The 17,337-nt window shown below is 58.6% G+C and carries 18 protein-coding genes; 11 read left to right on the top strand and 7 right to left on the bottom strand.

All coding sequences use genetic code 11. The annotated features are described in order from the left end of the window. Positions 1-51 precede the first annotated feature (51 nt). Positions 52-2,250, top strand: coding sequence for a DNA helicase II (gene uvrD / locus MHM85_RS09035; protein WP_139526103.1), 2,199 nt, complete (start codon positions 52-54; stop codon positions 2,248-2,250). A 144-nt stretch (positions 2,251-2,394) separates the two neighbouring features. After that, entirely contained in the window at positions 2,395-3,483 is a 1,089-nt protein-coding gene (locus tag MHM85_RS09030; RefSeq protein WP_139526104.1) for a TRAP transporter substrate-binding protein, read from the top strand. A 71-nt stretch (positions 3,484-3,554) separates the two neighbouring features. Here MHM85_RS09030 and MHM85_RS09025 read toward each other — a convergent pair whose 3' ends face one another. Continuing rightward, the gene (locus tag MHM85_RS09025; RefSeq protein WP_139526105.1) at positions 3,555-3,968 is read right to left on the bottom strand and encodes an acyl-CoA thioesterase; all 414 of its coding nucleotides are present in this window, start codon (positions 3,966-3,968) and stop codon (positions 3,555-3,557) included. Between the two features lie 203 nt (positions 3,969-4,171). Between MHM85_RS09025 and MHM85_RS09020 the strand changes: the two genes are divergently transcribed. The 6 genes from MHM85_RS09020 (at position 4,172) to cysZ (ending at position 10,055) form a co-directional block, all read left to right on the top strand. Further along, positions 4,172-5,068 (top strand): phosphate ABC transporter substrate-binding protein, encoded by an 897-nt coding sequence (locus MHM85_RS09020; RefSeq protein ID WP_139526252.1) that lies wholly within the window; start codon positions 4,172-4,174, stop codon positions 5,066-5,068. A 96-nt stretch (positions 5,069-5,164) separates the two neighbouring features. Beyond that, a complete protein-coding gene (locus MHM85_RS09015; RefSeq protein ID WP_139526106.1) occupies positions 5,165-6,283 on the top strand; it encodes an ABC transporter permease subunit in 1,119 nt (372 codons plus the stop codon). Then, entirely contained in the window at positions 6,283-7,695 is a 1,413-nt protein-coding gene (gene pstA, locus MHM85_RS09010) for a phosphate ABC transporter permease PstA (protein WP_139526107.1), read from the top strand. Before MHM85_RS09015 ends, pstA begins: the two co-directional genes overlap by 1 nt. Further along, on the top strand, positions 7,689-8,501 hold the full coding sequence (gene pstB / locus MHM85_RS09005) for a phosphate ABC transporter ATP-binding protein PstB (RefSeq protein ID WP_139526108.1): 813 nt from the start codon (positions 7,689-7,691) through the stop codon (positions 8,499-8,501). Before pstA ends, pstB begins: the two co-directional genes overlap by 7 nt. A gap of 30 nt (positions 8,502-8,531) precedes the next feature. After that, positions 8,532-9,257, top strand: coding sequence for a phosphate signaling complex protein PhoU (gene phoU, locus MHM85_RS09000; protein ID WP_139526109.1), 726 nt, complete (start codon positions 8,532-8,534; stop codon positions 9,255-9,257). Between the two features lie 66 nt (positions 9,258-9,323). After that, positions 9,324-10,055, top strand: a complete 732-nt coding sequence (cysZ, locus tag MHM85_RS08995) for a sulfate transporter CysZ (RefSeq protein ID WP_139526110.1) — start codon at positions 9,324-9,326, stop codon at positions 10,053-10,055. Positions 10,056-10,126: 71 nt separating this feature from the next. Here cysZ and MHM85_RS08990 read toward each other — a convergent pair whose 3' ends face one another. From MHM85_RS08990 to MHM85_RS08965, 6 genes are all read right to left on the bottom strand, one after another. Then, positions 10,127-10,447, bottom strand: a complete 321-nt coding sequence (locus tag MHM85_RS08990; protein WP_139526111.1) for a hypothetical protein — start codon at positions 10,445-10,447, stop codon at positions 10,127-10,129. 579 nt (positions 10,448-11,026) lie between these two features. Continuing rightward, entirely contained in the window at positions 11,027-11,326 is a 300-nt protein-coding gene (locus tag MHM85_RS08985) for a hypothetical protein (protein WP_343218331.1), read from the bottom strand. Between the two features lie 357 nt (positions 11,327-11,683). After that, complete coding sequence (gene phoR / locus MHM85_RS08980; protein WP_139526112.1) at positions 11,684-12,976, bottom strand: phosphate regulon sensor histidine kinase PhoR; 1,293 nt, start codon at positions 12,974-12,976, stop codon at positions 11,684-11,686. Positions 12,977-12,978: 2 nt separating this feature from the next. Beyond that, on the bottom strand, positions 12,979-13,668 hold the full coding sequence (phoB, locus tag MHM85_RS08975) for a phosphate regulon transcriptional regulator PhoB (protein WP_054640735.1): 690 nt from the start codon (positions 13,666-13,668) through the stop codon (positions 12,979-12,981). Between the two features lie 111 nt (positions 13,669-13,779). Next, positions 13,780-14,670, bottom strand: a complete 891-nt coding sequence (gene ubiA, locus MHM85_RS08970) for a 4-hydroxybenzoate octaprenyltransferase (RefSeq protein ID WP_139526254.1) — start codon at positions 14,668-14,670, stop codon at positions 13,780-13,782. Between the two features lie 38 nt (positions 14,671-14,708). After that, positions 14,709-15,266 carry a chorismate lyase gene (locus MHM85_RS08965; protein WP_239285766.1) on the bottom strand — a complete coding sequence of 186 codons (558 nt, stop codon included), beginning with the start codon at positions 15,264-15,266 and terminating at the stop codon, positions 14,709-14,711. An 86-nt stretch (positions 15,267-15,352) separates the two neighbouring features. Between MHM85_RS08965 and MHM85_RS08960 the strand changes: the two genes are divergently transcribed. The 3 genes from MHM85_RS08960 to MHM85_RS08950 all read left to right on the top strand — a co-directional run bounded on the left by MHM85_RS08960 (position 15,353) and on the right by MHM85_RS08950 (position 17,280). After that, positions 15,353-16,549, top strand: coding sequence for an FAD-dependent oxidoreductase (locus MHM85_RS08960; RefSeq protein ID WP_139526113.1), 1,197 nt, complete (start codon positions 15,353-15,355; stop codon positions 16,547-16,549). Positions 16,550-16,651: 102 nt separating this feature from the next. Then, entirely contained in the window at positions 16,652-16,924 is a 273-nt protein-coding gene (locus MHM85_RS08955; protein ID WP_018918476.1) for an HU family DNA-binding protein, read from the top strand. Next, complete coding sequence (locus MHM85_RS08950; RefSeq protein ID WP_044629301.1) at positions 16,924-17,280, top strand: hypothetical protein; 357 nt, start codon at positions 16,924-16,926, stop codon at positions 17,278-17,280. The genes MHM85_RS08955 and MHM85_RS08950 overlap by 1 nt, the downstream gene beginning before the upstream one ends. Positions 17,281-17,337 lie beyond the last annotated feature (57 nt).

Raw genomic sequence — 17,337 nt, 5'->3', positions numbered from 1 at the left:
GGCGGGCTGTGCTAAACTGGCCGCCCATTTTTCGAACCGGCAGCGGCTTATATGGACGACGTCACGGCGATACTCGATCAGCTCAACCCCGCCCAGCGAGAGGCCGTCAGTGCCCCCCAGGGCAACCTACTGGTACTGGCGGGCGCGGGCTCCGGTAAAACCCGCGTGCTGGTTCACCGCATTGCCTGGCTGATGCAGGCCGAGGGGCTGTCTCCTTACGCGCTGCTGGCGGTGACGTTTACCAATAAAGCGGCGCGCGAAATGCGCACGCGCCTGGAAGCGCTGCTGGGCATCTCCATGCGCCACGTGTGGGTCGGCACCTTCCACTCCATTGCCCACCGGCTGCTGCGCACCCATTGGCAAGACGCCCGCCTGCCGCAACACTTCCAAATCATCGATTCCGATGATCAGCTCCGGCTGATCAAACGACTGCTCAAAGATTATTCGATCGACGACGAGCGCTTCCCGCCCCGCCAGGTGCAGGGGTTCATTGCGGGCTGCAAAGAGGAAGGGCTGCGGCCCCACCAAGTCAACGTCAACGGTGATGGCTATTTGGCGCAAATGGTCGAGCTCTACGAGCGCTACCAGTTCACCTGCGAACGCGGCGGGCTGGTGGATTTTGGCGAGCTGCTGCTGCGCAGCCTGGAGCTTTTGCGCGACAACCCGCCGCTGCTGAACCACTATCGCGAGCGTTTCGGCCATGTGCTGGTGGACGAGTTCCAGGACACCAATACTCTGCAGTACGCGTGGCTGAAACTGCTGACCGGCCAGCAAACGCCGATGACGGCGGTGGGCGATGATGACCAGTCGATTTACGGCTGGCGGGGCGCCAAAGTGGAAAACATCCGCCGCTTCGAAGAGGAGTTTCCCGATACCCACACGGTGCGCCTGGAGCAGAACTATCGCTCGACCAGCGCCATTTTGGACGCCGCCAACGCGCTGATCAGCCACAACAGCGAGCGGCTGGGCAAAAACCTATGGACCGATGGTATCGAGGGCGAACCGATCTCGGTCTACGCCGGGTTCAACGACCTGGAAGAAGCCCGCTACATCGTCGACACCATCAAAGAGAAGGTCGATGAAGGCTTCCACCGTCGTGATGTCGCCATCCTATACCGCTCCAACGCCCAGTCGCGGCTGCTGGAAGAGACGCTGATTCGCCAAGGGATGCCCTACCGCATCTACGGCGGCCACCGCTTTTATGAGCGGTTGGAGATCAAGAACGCCCTGGCATACCTGCGCCTGCTGCTCAACCGCGACGACGACGCTTCGCTCGAACGCGTCATCAACGTCCCCACCCGAGGCATCGGCACCCGCACGGTGGAAATCGTTCGCCACCGCGCCCGCGAGCAGAGTGTCTCGCTCTGGCAGGCGCTCCACGACGCGATTCAGGATGGCACCTTGAAAGGCCGCGCGGGCAACGCCGTTCAAGCCTTCGCCAACCTGATCGAGCAGCTCGATAACGACGCCGCCGGGCTACCGCTACATGAAATCATCGATCATGTCACTGCCCATACCGGGTTGATCGAACACCATCAAAGCGAGCGTGGTGAAAAGGGCCAGGCCCGTGTCGAAAACTTGGAAGAGCTGGTCACCGCCGCCCGCGCCTTCACCCATGGCGACGCCTTCGAAACCCCGGAAGCGGGCGAAGGCATGGCAGCACTGGAAGCCTTCTTATCAGAAGCCGCCCTCAACGCGGGCGACCACGAAGCCGAAGAGTTCGAGGACAGCGTGCAACTGATGACGCTGCATTCGGCCAAGGGCCTGGAGTTTCCCGTGGTGTTCATCGCGGGCGTGGAAGAGGGGCTGTTTCCCCACAAGATGTCCGTGGAAGAGCCTGGGCGGCTCGAAGAGGAGCGTAGGCTTTGCTACGTGGGCGTCACACGCGCCATGCAGAAGCTCTACCTCACCCACGCGGAAACCCGCCGACTGCACGGTAAAGAAGTGTTTCCACGCCCATCGCGCTTCTTGCGTGAGCTGCCGCCTCATCTGCTGGAGGAGGTCCGCCTGCGAGGCCATGTATCTCGCCCGGTGACCGCCTCGCGGCAAAGTTTTGCCCAAACCAATATCGAGAGCGACGGCGAACTCCCTGCGCTGCACGTCGGCCAGCGAGTCGAGCACCCGGTATTCGGCGAGGGCATCATTCTCAACGCCGAGGGAGAAGGCGCCCGTGCGCGGGTGCAGGTGAGCTTCGATGGCGAAGGCGTGAAGTGGCTCGTGCTCGGTTTTGCCAAACTGACACCGCTTTAAACGTAGCGCCGTTTTCACCTCGTAAAAGGGCAAGTGAAGACAGGGACTTGCCCTATAAAAGCGGCTTAGCGCATACTGGCAGGCGGACACTGCGCTCACTGCGCTTATAAAAAAACAGCCTATAATTTCGGAGTCATGCCCGCCATGCAACGCCGCCAATTTTTGAAAACCGCCGGCCTAGGCGCCGCCGGTGTCGCTGCTGCCCCCTTTGTTTCTACCGCCAGCGCTAACGAAACCTACACGTGGGATATGGTCACCTCCTGGCCGAAGAACTTCCCCGCCCTCGGTACTGGCGCCAACGACTTTGCCCGCCGAGTGGAGCAGCTCTCGAACGGCCGTATGCGCATTCGCGTTCATGGTGCAGGCGAGCTCGTGCCAGCACTGGAAGTATTTGACGCCGTCGCCGCAGGCACCGCCGAAATGGGCCACTCCGCCTCTTATTATTGGCGCGGCAAAGTGGCTGCCTCTCAGTTCTTCACCGCCGTGCCCTTTGGCATGACTACCACCGAAATGAACGCGTGGCTATATCACGGCGGTGGCCAAGAGCTGTGGGATGAGATCTACGCCAACCACAATCTGAAACCCTTTGCCGTGGGCAACACCGGTACGCAGATGGCGGGCTGGTTCAAAAAAGAGATCAACTCCCTCGAGGACATGCAGGGCCTCAAGCTGCGCCTGCCGGGGCTCGCCGGGGAAGCCATGAACGGCATCGGTGTGAGCACCGTGAACATGGCCGGTTCTGAAATCTTTACCTCACTGCAAACCGGTGCGCTCGACGCGGCGGACTGGGTCGGCCCCTATAACGATCTAGCGTTCGGCCTGCATCAAGTGGCGGATTACTACTACACGTCCGTGTGGAACGAGCCCACTGCCGTTCTCGAAGGCACCGTCAACCTGGATGCCTGGAACGCGCTGCCGGAAGACTTGCAGGACGTGATCCGTGAAGCGGCGCGCGCTTCTAACCTAGCGATGATCAGCGAGTTTGCCTACCGCAATGCTCAGGCACTGGAAACGCTGGTGGAAGAGCACGGCGTGCAGCTACGCACGTTCCCGGAAGACGTCATGGCCGCGCTGTACGAGTCCTCCAAGCAGGCGATTCAGCGTCAGGTAGAGAGCGATGAAGAGTCTCGCCGCGTTTACGAGTCCTATTCGGCCTTCCAGGAAGTGGTGCGCCCGTTTAGTGACGTAGGGGAGTACGCCTACCTGAAAAGCCGCGACAATGTCGGTGCTTAACGTATTAGCCAATGTGAAAGGGCGCTTCGGCGCCCTTTTTTGCTATAAGGTTACGCTTACGATGTGACGGACTAGCCATGGACGGCACGGATACGACCGTTATCGTCCAACGCCACCATGACGAAACGCGCTTCGGTGACTTTCTGGCGCTCTTCAATGTGGCGGCCATGGGGTGGGCGCACCCACACCTCGACATCGATTTTGATCGAGCTATGGCCAATATCCTGCACTTGGGTATAGACACTCACCATGGACCCGACCCGCACCGGGCTCAAAAAATCCATGGCTTCGATGGCGACCGTCGCGGTGCGGCCACCGGCTTCACGCCCGGCAGCCAGCTCCGCCGCTTGGTCCATATGATTCACTAACCAGCCGCCAGGAATATCGCCATAGAGATTGGTATCTTGCCGAGAAGCCAGTAACTTTAAGGTGAGCTGCCCTTTGGGGGCCGGTACGTCGTCCAAGTCGGTATCCAGCGGTGTCATAAGGTGGTCGCTTTGTAAGGTTATTGTTGTAGTGAAACGCTGTAGTAAAACCGGTACTCAAAACCGGCACTACGCAAGTGCATCACGTTGCTGCATCGCAACAGGGTAGCGATAGTTAATCATAAGAGGGGTGATGTTTGAAGGGCAATCGTTGGGCGTGCCATTGCGAGCGGATTCATCGCTGTTGTCGCCGTTGGGTGGCCATGGGCGTGCTGCTCTGCTCCACGGTTGCCTGGGGGCAACCTGCACCGGTGAGCGGCACCTTGGGTGCCGTAGGCTCCGACACCATGGCGGGGCTGATGCTCCGCTGGGGGGAAGCACTCAACCACCGCTACCCGGATATTACGCTGCAGTTTCAAGCAGGTGGCTCTGCCAGTGCACCGACCGCGCTAGTGGCAGGAACGACGCGCTTTGGCCCGATGTCGCGCCCCATGACCGATACCGAGCGTCAACAGTTCATCGAGCGCTACGGCTACCCGCCCCGTGAATTGAGCGTTGCCCGAGATGCCCTACTGCTGGTGGTTCACCGCCACAACCCTCTGGCATCGCTCACCCGCGAGCAAGCCGATGCGATTTTTTCCACCACCTTGGCGTGTGGGGGGCAGCAGCCAATCCGTCGCTGGGAAGAGTTACTGCCTGTGGCGCAGTGGCCCTACGGCAAGATTGCGCTACATGGCCGTAACTTGGCCTCTGGCACCCACGGGCTGTTTCTGGACCGGGCTCTATGCAACGGCCAATTCCGTCGCGATATCAGCGAACACCCTGGCTCGTCGGCGGTGATCGCCGCCGTAGGCGAGTCACCCAATGCCATGGGCTACGCAGGCTATAACCACGTGAATGCGATGGTTCGTGCCCTGCCGCTGATCGACGAGGCCGGCCGCGCTATCCGGCCAACTGTCTCGACGATCCAGGACGGCACTTATCCGTTATCGCGAAACCTCTACCTCTACGTGAATCTGCCGCCAGGGGAGACGCTACCGCCTGCCGAACAGGCTTTCATCGAACTGATCTTCTCCGACGAAGGTCAGCAAATCGTTCGAGCTGCGGGCTTCGTACCGCTGCCCCAAGCGCTGCGACAGCCGCCGCTGCTGGCGCCTTAGATTGTCATTTAAATGTCATAAACATGCCGTAGGGTGAAGAACTTCTGCCATGTACGTACTTTTTTGCGACGCTACTCGTTTCTTTATGATGTCGACATGACTCCCCCACGGCTACCTCTTTCGCGTCAGCCGCTGCGCCTCATTCATGACCGTATTGCCACTGGCCTGATTACCGCCGGTGGTATCGGTGTTCTATTGGCCATTCTTGCCATTGGCGTGTTTCTAATATGGGAAACGCTACCGCTGCTGTCGTTTGGCGACACCTTATCTCTCAGCACGTTATCGCCACTGGCATGGGGTACGCTCAAAGCGGCCCTCGCTGCCATGCTGTTCGCGACCCCCATCGCGCTGGGCGCGGCCATGTACTCGGCGCTGTTCATGTCGGCACGGCTACGCAGCCGTATCAAGCCGCTATTGGAGCTCATGGAAGCCATTCCCGGCGTGGTCGTGGGCTTCATTGCCGGTTTGCTGCTGGCCCCTTGGGTAGAGCGTCATCTCGCCAGTACGCTACTGGTGTTTATATGGCTGCCGCTAAGCGCTGGAGTGGCAGGCTCGCTCTGGTATTTCGCCGGTTCGCGTGTGCGTCGGTGGCTGCCGCTCTCTTGGGCGGGCCTCTGGCTGATGCCTTGGCTCGCCATCATGATCACCTTGGCGCTGTGGTTGGCACCGCTCTTGGAACAGCTCTGGTTCGGCGGCGACCTACGGCTCATGCTCGATCAGCAGTACGGCCTCGATTACGCCACCCGTAACGCGCTGATCGTGGGGATCGCCATGGGGTTTGCGGTGATTCCTAGCATCTACTCGCTGGCCGAGGACGCGCTCGCCGATGTGCCTGCCAGCTTGATGGAGGGCGCTCAAGCACTGGGTGCCAGCCGCTGGCAGGCGCTGTGGAAAGTCGCGCTGCCTACCGCAGGCCCAGGGGTCTTCTCGGCCGTCATCATAGGTGCCGGGCGCGCGGTGGGCGAAACCATGATCGTCTTGATGGCCAGCGGCAATACCGCGCTGCTCAGCGCAAGTCCCTTCGAAGGGTTGCGCTCGCTATCGGCATCGATTGCTATCGAGCTTCCAGAAGCCGCTCCCGGTGGGATGACCTATCACCTGCTGATTTTTGCAGCTCTGACGCTGTTTCTCTTTACTTTTTTGGTTAACACCCTTGCTGAGATGGTGCGCCAACGCCTACGTCAGCGCTATCAGCGCATCGGTGGGAGTCGCTAATGCGCTGGCACCGGAAGCCCCCCCGCCTTACGTCCGTGGGCAGCCTGTTGTGGCCTTGGCTATGCGCCGCTAGCGTTGCGCTGTCGCTGCTGATGCTGGCAACACTTCTGACGTTGCTGGCCGCCCGTGGCCTGGGCCACTTTTGGCCTGCCACGCTGGAACAAGTCACTCTGCGCTCTGGGGAGACGGTGATCGGTCAGCCGGTGCGGGAAGCCCCGCTGCCCAACGCAGCAGGGACAGAACGCCTCTACTTTACCGGCAACCGGGATCTTGACGGCGACAGCTGGCGCTGGGTCGCCCTCGGCGATATCGCCGACATTGCGGAGCCCAACGACCTCATCCGCTTGGAGCGTGCCCCATGGGGGGACTTCATCGGGCGCCTAGACGTCGTCGAGAGCGCAGGTCAGCGTTTTGAGGGTGAGGCTGCCTGGGCATTCGTTGCACAAGCGCTTAGATTGCCTGACGGACAACGGCCGATCGCACGGCTGCAGCTTACTTCCGCCCAGGGCGACACCGTGAGCCAACCGTTAGCGGGCGTCACTCGATTTCAAGCACCAAACGCCATGTCCTGGGGCCAAAAAGTCGCCGTTTGGTGCAAGCGTATATGGCAATTTCTTAGCGAAGGTCCCCGCTCGGCCAATACCGGCGGCGGCGTGTGGCCCGCCATCTTCGGTACGGTCATGATGGTGATGCTGATGTCGGTCATCGTGACGCCGTTTGGCGTACTGGCCGCCATTTATCTCAATGAAATCGCGCATCAAAACCGCCTGACCCGCTTGGTGCGTATCGGCGTACGCAACCTTGCCGGTGTGCCGTCGATCGTTTACGGAGTGTTTGGCTTGGGCGTTTTCGTTTACGGGATCGGGGGCTCCATCGACAGCTGGTTTTTCGACGATACGCTGCCTTCCCCCACGTTTGGCACGGGCGGCCTGCTCTGGGCATCGCTGACCCTGGCGCTGCTCACCCTGCCGGTCGTCATCGTGGCCACCGAAGAGGGCCTGGCACGCATTCCCGATGCGCAGCGAGAAGGTGCGGTCGCACTGGGCGCCACCCGCCTGGAAATGCTGGTCCGCGTGGTGCTGCCCATGGCGACCCCGGCCATGCTCACCGGCGTGATTTTGGCCGTGGCCCGAGCCGCTGGCGAAGTCGCCCCGCTGATGCTGGTGGGCGTCGCCAAGCTGGCTCCCCAAATGCCTGTGGATGGCGAGTTTCCCTACTTGCACCTAGAGCGCAAATTCATGCACCTTGGCTATCATTTATTTGATACCGCTTTTCACGGCGAAGATGTCCAGGCCGCCATTCCCCTGGTGTTTGCTACTGCGCTGCTGCTCGTATTGATCGTGCTCGTGCTTAATCTAACTGCCATATTTCTGCGTCATTATTTAAGGCGTCAACGAGGAAACGAATGCTAGCGTTATCGTCCGCCAACCCGCCTCATGCATCGGTGACTCGCTTTACTGCCGAGACCTGCTGTTTGAGCATCAACCAGTTTCACCTCGCCTATGCGGGGAAAACGGCGTTGCGTGACCTAACGCTCGATGTGCCTCGCCACCGAGTCACCGCTTTCATCGGCCCGTCGGGCTGCGGAAAATCGACGTTACTACGTGCTATCAATCGGCTGCACGATCTTAACGAGTCGGTGACGCATCGAGGTCAGATTCAGCTGGAGGGTCAGGACATTCACGCCCCACAGATGAACGTCACCGAACTGCGTCGCCGTGTGGGCATGGTGTTTCAGACGCCCAACCCATTCCCAATGTCCATTTATGAAAACGTCGCCTTTGGGCTGCGTTTGCAAGGGCGCATGCCCAAGCGCAAACGCGACGACATCATCGAGTGGGCATTGACGTCCGCGGCCTTGTGGGACGAGGTGAAAGATCGCCTGCACCGCTCGGCGTGGCAGCTATCCGGGGGTCAGCAGCAGCGTTTGGTGATTGCCCGGACGCTCGCCGTACAGCCCGACGTGCTGCTGCTCGACGAGCCCGCCTCGGCGCTGGATCCGATCTCGACGCTGAAAATCGAAGAGCTGATTCGTAACCTGAAATCCCAGCTCACGCTGGTATTAGTGACGCACAATATGCAGCAAGCCGCACGGGTATCCGACTACACGGCTTTTTTGCAGCAAGGTGAACTCGTTGAATACGGGCCAACGGATCAAGTGTTCACCAACCCGCGTTTACAGCGCACCGAAAATTACATCACCGGCCGCATGACCTAGGCCCAACCGACGTTACGTCAGGAGTGCTCAATGGATATTACGAGCGATACCCACAGCCAGCATATCTCTCGCCAGTTCAACCAGGAGCTGGAAGAGCTGAAAACCCACCTGATGGCCATGGGCGGTCTGGTGGAAAAACAGGTGCAAGATGCCGTTCACGCGCTGCTGGAAGGCGACAGCCGTCTCGCCGAAAAAGTGCGTGACAACGACCGCCAGGTCAACGACCTGCAGCTACAGATCGATGACGAATGTACCCGCGTCCTAGCGCGTCGTCAGCCAGCCGCCTCTGACCTGCGCTTGGTACTAGCGGTCATTCGCGCCACGTCGGATCTCGAGCGGATAGGCGACGAAGCCAGCAAAATCGCCCGTAACGCACTTTTGCTGAGTGAGAACAGCAGCAGTATTCGTGGTTTGGTAGAAGTGCGACATATCAGTGAACACGTGCGTAAGATGCTACGCGATGCGCTGACGGCCTTTGCCCGCTTCGATACCGAGCTTGCCATGCAGGTCGTGCGGGAAGACGAGTCCGTGGATGACGAATACGGCAGCGCCATGCGCTCGCTGATGACGTTCATGATGGAAGACTCGCGCTCGATCAGTTCCGTGTTGAGCATCATGTGGGTTCTCCGAGCATTGGAGCGCGTGGGCGACCACGCCAATAATCTGGCGGAGTACGTGGTCTACCTGGTGAAAGGCTTGGATATTCGCCACAGCGACCCCGACACCCTAGATCAGAAGATGCTGAAAAAGCCTTGACCTGACAGGTCATTGCTCCTGCAATACGCCCAGATGACTCATCTGGGCGTTTTTAAAGGAGACAACATGGTGGATGCCATCACGGCGTTGAGCCAAGGCACGCGTTTGGTGTATCAAAAAGGGCTGCGGCGCTACATTTTCCTCCCCATCCTGGTCAACCTCATCGTCTACGCCAGTATGCTCAGCGTCGTATTCCAGGGCTTTTCAGGCTGGTTGGATAGCGCCATGACCATGGTGCCCGGTTGGCTGGAGTGGCTCTCCTGGCTGATTTGGCCGCTCTTTTTCGTTAGCCTGCTGGTGGTGATCTTTTTCACCTTCACCCTCGTGACTCACCTCATTGCCGCACCGTTTTACGGCTTTCTTGCCGCAAAAGTCGAGCGACAAGCCACCGGGCGGGAACCGCTGGACGATCGCGGACTGGCTAAAACGGCCATCGACGCACTGGGGCGCGAGCTGGTCAAGCTGGGCTATATTCTGCCGCGCATGGCGGCGCTGTTCATGCTCAGCTGGATTCCCGGCCTCAACCTACTTGCGCCGCTTTTGTGGGCGCTGTTTTCCGCCTGGGTGATGGCGATCACCTATCTGGATTATCCAATGGATAATAACAAAGTCACGTTTCGTGATATGCGCAGCCGCCTCTCGCGACGCTGGTGGCCCAGCCTTACCTACGGCGGGTTGATCATGCTGGTTACCTGGATTCCCCTTGCCAACCTGTTTTTGATACCCGGCGCCGTCGCAGGAGCAGTGCTCATGTGGGACGGGCATTATCGCGGCACACAGGATGTAGTGAATCCTTGACGTCGCGTCAGTGGGAGGCATAGACACAAAAAACCCCGCCTAGGCGGGGTTTTAGGGATATAGCGCTGAGCTTACCAACGGATACCGTCACCTTCGTCGCGGTTCAGCTCATTGGCGTCATAGCCCGTTTTGCGGGTGGCTGTATCGGTTGAGTCGTTGGCGCTGCTAGACGTAGAGTAATCCAGCGTGTCACCTTCGTCATGGATCAGGTCACTAGTAGAGTACTGGGCCGGACCTGACGTATTGTGCGAGCTTGGCTCGATAATATCGTGACCTGCAGAACGGTCTTTATTCAATTCAATGGACGTGTGGGCAAAGGCCATTGGACTTGCAACCAAACCGAATGCAACGCTTAGAACAGCCGTCTTTTTCGCTAACTCGTTAAATAACATCGCTACGTACTCCTTTAACGTGGAGCCAGTCGGCGTAGGCCAGAACCAGAACACATGAGCGCCTACGACTAATGGCTAACTTAACACCTAGTTAGTGCACACAAGATGCCAAATTACATAGAAAATAAAAAATTATTTTATAAACATGTATTTATACAAATTACATTGTGCGCAATATAATGCAGCAACGTCAAAAATACCTCAAATATATTGTGCAATAATGACACATGCGCCGTGTACGTGGCGCAGAATGACTCACCTTAAGAAAGATTCCGCAGACTTTCATGCAGGCTCGTTCTAAAGAAAACCTTACATACCCTCTGCATATGCCGCAGGCACAAAAAATTAGACCCCGCAGGGCGGGGTCTTGGTCACTCTTACTTGTCAACGATACTGACGTCTGGCTTCCTATCCTTTTGCGGGGTGCCAACCTTGGTATATCCCCTGACCAGCGTATTGATCGTTATCTGATTCTTTCCATGAAACTTTGAGCATCCTTGCTATAGGACATCCTTGCCCCTTAAATGCTCACTCCTAAGCGTAAGAGTTTTTAACAGCTTTGCAAATAAATGTTACAACTTACATGCCGCTATTTTCTTCCTGAAGCTCTTCGGTGCTGTCGTATGTCGCATCCGAGTCATCGCTCATGGAATTCGGCTCCATATCGCTGGCGTTATCGCCTTCGTCATGGGTTAAATCTTGGTTGCCATGATCAGATGTCATTCCAGTATTGCTGGATTGAGATTCTACCGGCTGCTCATCTGGAGAAATATTGTCGGCCGGGTCAGCAGGCTCTTGGGCAAAAGCCAATGGGCTTGCTACCAAACCAAACGTTACACCTAAAATACCAGCTTTCTTGAGTAGTTCCTTGGACATCATATTCCGCCTCCTCGATCGCTGTGAAATACCGCTTTAGTAAGGAAGAGCGACTTCATGTCTTACCAGTTCCTGCGGTAATCTTCCTTACCAGAATTTTTGCATCCGACATGCCAAAATTTCAAAAAAATAGAAAAATACATATAAATACAATAGTTTATAAAAAAATAAAGCCATGCCAAAATAGCTTCAGCCGCGATTTCATAGCGAGTTAATTGGCTACATATGGCACATGCGCGGTGTTTGACCATGCTTACATGCCAATATGACACACTTGTACATAGATTATGCAAATCGACGAATGAGGAAGGATTGAGTGTACGAGGTGAGGCCGGTGAAACAAGTGGCCGAGCGGCGCTTTTAATCGTTGACCACCCGAGTGGCCGGGAATACGCAACGGAACAGTGCCCCTTCACCGGGCAACGACTCCACTTGGAGCTGCGCATCGTGGCGCAGGAGAACGTGTTTTACAATGGCTAGGCCCAGCCCAGTGCCACCGGTGGCGGTGCTGCGGCCCTTATCGACGCGGTAGAAGCGTTCGGTGAGACGCGGGATATGGACCGGATCGATCCCTTCACCGTCGTCGTCCACTTCGATGCAGGCACTGCCATTGGGCAGAGCCGCCCAGCGGAGCGTGATTTGACTTCCCTCCGGCGTATAGCGCACTGCGTTGAATGCCAAGTTGGAGATCGCACTGCGCAGCTCCTGCTCACTGCCGATTAGGCGCGCTTCGCAATCGAGTACGATCTGCACGCTGTGTTGCTGGTGAGACAGCGCCAGCGCATCGCGGCGAATACTCTCCAGCATCGGCCCGACGGCAAGCGGCTGGTGATCTTCTCCCCCTCGATCGATTTCGAGCCTAGAGAGTAGTAGCAGGTCGTTGACCAAGTTCTGCATGCGCTTGGTCTGCTCCTCCATTTGACCGATGCCTTTGCCCAAACGGGGCGGCAGCAGCTCTTTCAAATCGCCATAGGTTTCCAAGTAGCCCGACAGCACGGTCAGCGGTGTACGCAGCTCGTGAGACACGTTGGCCACGAAGTCACGGCGCATCTGTTCGAGGCGATGCAAGCGCGTAATGTCCCGGGCCATGACCAAGCGCTCGTCATCACCATAGAGCGTGATTTGATACTGCAGAATACGCCGCTCATCGATGGGTGAGGTGAGTGTTAGCGGCTCGCCATACTCCCGGGCATTGAAGTAGCTAATGAAGCGTGGGTCGCGCAGCAAGTTGGTAATATGCTGCCCGCGGTCATGGGCGGTTTGCAGGCCCAACATCTCGGTAGCCGCGCTGTTCCACCACTCTAAATCACCATGCCGATCCAGCATCACGACGCTATCACGCATCGCTTCCGAGGATTCCTGAATACGCGCAAGGGTCGCCCGCAGGCGGCTTTGCGTGATGCGTTGGCTCTTTTGATAGCGGTAGAGACGATCGAAAAGCTCACCCCAAAGCCCCGTTGCCGCGGGCGGCTCATCGTGAGGGTGAAGCGTCAGCCATTGGAACAGCGCCTTTAATTGGCGCAAGTGATAAATCAAACAGAATAAGAGGCCAGCGGCGAGCCCCACACCGGGATACCCCACCAGCCACCCCAGGCACATGCCCAATAGCGCCAGCCAGGTAATGCGCCACCATTCACGGCTCCACAGGCGCACGACTACACCCGAGCAGAGAAACGATACCCAGTGCCCCGCACTGTTTGAATCAAATTCTGGTGCGCCTCCCCTAGCGCCTTACGCAACCGGCGAATGTGCACGTCCACCGTGCGCTCCTCTACGTACACGTTGCCGCCCCACACCTGATCGAGAAGCTGGCTACGGGTATAGGCACGCTCTTGGTGGGTCATGAAAAACTGCAGTAATCGATACTCGGTAGGGCCCATCTCTAGCGCCTTGCCATGCGCGCTAACACGATGGCTCACCGGGTCTAACAGCAGCCCATTGATTTCGATGGGATCTTCCACGCCGCGCGGGGTCGCCCGACGCAGAACGGCTTTCAGGCGCGCTACCAGCTCACGGGGCGAAAACGGCTTGGTGATGTAATCGTCGGCGCCCGCTTCCAGACCTTGGATCTTATTATCCTCTTCGCCCTTGGCGGTCAGCATGATGATCGGCAGTTCCGCAGTAGCCTCTTCGCGCTTGAGACGGCGTGCCAATTCGATGCCGCTGGTGCCAGGCATCATCCAGTCCAGCAGCAGCAGGTCGGGCTGATGATCTACGACCATCGCGTGGGCATCCTGGGCGTTATCCGCTTCAAGCACGCGATAGTCAGCCATTTCCAGCGCCACAGCGATCATCTCGCGAATGGGCGCCTCATCATCGACGATCAGTACGGTCTTGGCGGTCATTCCAGGGCCTCACGGTGTGCTAAGAAAGCTCATGTATGCGAAAACGGTTCAGTGACATGTCTGTGACGATAACACCATGACTTAATGACAATTCTATGACACCCAGCAATATTAGCCAGCCACGGGCCACTCGCTTAGAGCAATGCCGGCAAAGACCAAGAGCCCCGACCAGTGATTATTCAAAAACGCTTGGAAACAGCGATCACGCTCCCGGTGAACGATCAAACGCTGTTGATGGGCAAAGGTTGCCGCCATTCCGACCACACCGAGCCAGAAGAAACCGCCCAGGCTCGCCATCAGCCCCACCCAAATCAACAACGCCAGGGTGGCAAGCTGCAGCAAGCCAATGATGAGACGGTCGGCACTGCCAAACAGCACCGCCGTGGATTTGATGCCGATCTTCAGGTCGTCATCGCGATCGACCATGGCGTATTGGGTGTCGTAGGCCACTGTCCATAGCACGTTAGCGCTGAACAGTAGCCACGCCACGAGTGGCACCTCGCCAAGCACGGCGCCAAACGCCATTGGAATCGCCCAGGAGAACGCCGCCCCCAGGACCACTTGGGGAAAGTGGGTATAGCGCTTCATGAAGGGATAAATGAACGCTAGCAGCACACCGCCGAAGGAGAGCAGCACGGTAAACCAATTGGTCAACAGGACCAACACGAAGGCCGCCGCCACCAGCGCCACGAATAGCAGCTGCGCCTCGGTTTCACTAATACGGCCGGTGGCCAGCGGCCGCTGCTGGGTACGCTTTACGTGGCCATCGAAGTGGCGGTCGGCGTAGTCGTTCACCACGCAACCTGCCGCGCGCATTACGTACACCCCGGCAATGAAAATCAGCAGTACATCGCGGCCCGGCACCCCGTCCGAGGCGATCCACAGCGCCCATAGCGTTGGCCACATCAACAGCCAAGTACCTATCGGCCGGTCCAAGCGCATTAGCTGTAGGAAATCGGTCAGGCGGGCCCACCCGGTTGGGCGCAACAGAGAACGGTCCATGCTCATGCTTACCTCGTCGAAAAAGTCGCTGCGTTAGCCTAGCGCGACGGCAGGCCCAGTGCATCTGTCATGGTGGATAAAAAGTACTCCTGCACCAGCAACGACAGCCCGCCGTGCTCAAAGACGGAGCGCCGCCCCCAAAGGCTACTGGACGACGATCCCAGCGTCAGCCGGTTGAATGGCGGCGCGGCCGACGTTACTTCCAGCGGCCCGCGCACCAAATCAGGCTTCTGGAATAGCCAGCTGCCTAGCGAACGCTCACCTAAGTTGCCCAACCCTTTGCCCTGCAGGTGGTGAAGCGGTGCCACCGAACGCGCCACGACCCACGGCGTATCATCGATACACAGCGCCACCTCACGCAGCCACGCATAGCGGCGGTGTGCAATGCCCAGGGCAAGGGCTTCATCGCGCTGGGGCAGGCCGATGGTCTGGCGCAACACGCGCACCCGAAATGCGCCCGGCTTACCGGCGGCCATCAGGCGGGCGGTCAACGAATCCGTGGAGGCGACCCACTGCCACCAAAGCGCGCTCATGGCTGGCCGAGCAGCGGCCACCGGCAGCCACTGAGGAAAGAGTGAAAACTCGGGGGCGGTCACCTAGGCCTCCAGGGCAGTCAATTGAGAGTGAGCTAGTGTAACATGGTGGTTTGTAGGCTTTTGTTCCACCGACGTCAGGGGACGGTATGCCCAACTCACACACGACCTCTTCCACGCCCTCTCCTCACTCAGCTGCGCTGGCGATCGTCGGAACCGGCATGGCAGGCGTGGGCCTAGCGCGTACCCTGCGACGCCAGGGAGATACACGCACTATCACGCTGATCAGTGCAGACAGCGGCGATGACTACAGCAAGCCCCTGCTTTCCACCGGCTTTGCCAAACGCCTCGGCCCCGACAAGCTCGCCCAGCGCGATGCCAGTGCACTGGCAGACGAACTCAAAGCCGAGGTCATTACCCACACCCAAGTGACGCATCTAGATGTGGACAACCAAACGCTACACCTGAGCAGCGGCGCCACGCTTCGTTACGATGACGTGGTGCTGGCCACCGGTGCCGCCCCTCGCAGGCCATTCAGCGTGCCCAGCGCACTGGCGGAGCGTTGCTTTACCGTCAATGACTTAGACGACTACCGGCACCTGCATGAAGCACTCACTCAGCCGAGCCGCGTGGCGATCATTGGGGCCGGGCTCGTTGGCTGTGAATTCGCCAATGACTTGCACGCAGGCGGACACCAACTCACCGTAATCGCGCCGGAGAGCGCCCCACTGCCGCGGCTGCTGCCCGAACCACTGGGTCATGCGCTGGCCAATGCGTTTCACGCGGCAGGCATTCGCCTCGCACTAGGGCGCAGCTTGGACACGCTTTCCCAAGCGGCCGACAACGCCGTAGCTTTGCACTTGGATAACGGCGAGCGGCACGCGGTAGATCTCGTCCTCTTCGCCACCGGCTTGATACCACGCACGGCGTTAGCAGAGGCCGCTGGCCTAACCGTAAGTGCCAGCGGCATTCACGTCGACCGCCAACTCCGCACTCGCCAGCCTAACGTTTATGCCCTGGGTGATGCGGCCTGTATCGACGGTGTGAACGCCATGTATGTCCAGCCGCTGCAAGCCAGCGTTAAAGCGTTGGCGGCGACGCTCACCGGCACGCCTACCGCGGTTCGCTTTGGCGCATGGCCCGTGGTGGTCAAAACGCCGCTACTGCCCATCGTGGCCTACCCACCAACGCAGCCACCCAAACGCTGGCGAATCGAAGGCGACGGTGACGATTTCACCGCCTTGGCCGAAGATAAAGACGGTCGTTTGATTGGTTTTGCGTTGACAGGCGGCTGTGTGAGAAGGAAAGTGGAGCTTTCCAGAGCCGCCCCCACCCTGCTAGGCTGATTTTCGCCGCGTTCGCGACTAGGCTAAAAAAGCTCCGCCTGCTGGGGTAAGCCGAGCAACCAACAACATTGATGTCTGTTTTTTCACAAGGGAGATTCCTTTATGCGCAAACCTGAACTCGCTGCCGCGATTGCTGAAAGTGCTGACCTGTCCAAAGACAAAGCGGGCCAAGTGCTCAACGTCATTCTGGACGAAATCACCAACAGCGTCGCCAAGGGCGAAGACGTCGCCTTGATCGGTTTTGGCACCTTTACCGTTCGCGAGCGCGCTGCCCGCACCGGTAAAAACCCGCAAACCGGCGCACCGCTGCAGATTCCGGCCAGCAAAAACGTGGCATTCAAGCCAGGCAAAGCGCTCAAGGACGCCGTTTCCTAATGAAGCTTTCGCTGACGCTGTGGCTGCTGGGCTTTATGCTCAAGCGAGCCCTGCGCCGCAAGCCGCGCTTTCGTGAGCAGCTCGAGCGCATGCGCGGCCTGGACTGGGGTGTCGCTACGGAAGACTTAAGCACCGCCCGCTACTACCGGATGGCGCCTAACGGCATCACCACCGGCAAGGGGTTGCCCGTCGATCTAGATCTTGAGCTGCGCTTTCGCGATCAAGACGCGGCGCTGCGTATTCTCAAGAAGCCTACCCAGCAGGCGTTTCTAGACGGCATGGTGGCAGGAGACGTCCGCCTCGTCGGCGACTCCTCCGATATGAACAAGCTGCAAAAATTGTTGAAGTATTTGTAGCAAGCTTTGCGGCATGGAACGAACAGTCAAGGGGCAATCCCGCAGAGGTATAACGGC

The organism is Halomonas sp. McD50-4 (assembly GCF_022348135.1).
Taxonomy (GTDB): Bacteria; Pseudomonadota; Gammaproteobacteria; order Pseudomonadales; family Halomonadaceae; genus Vreelandella; species Vreelandella piezotolerans.
This window is presented reverse-complemented; position numbering and strand designations above follow the sequence as displayed.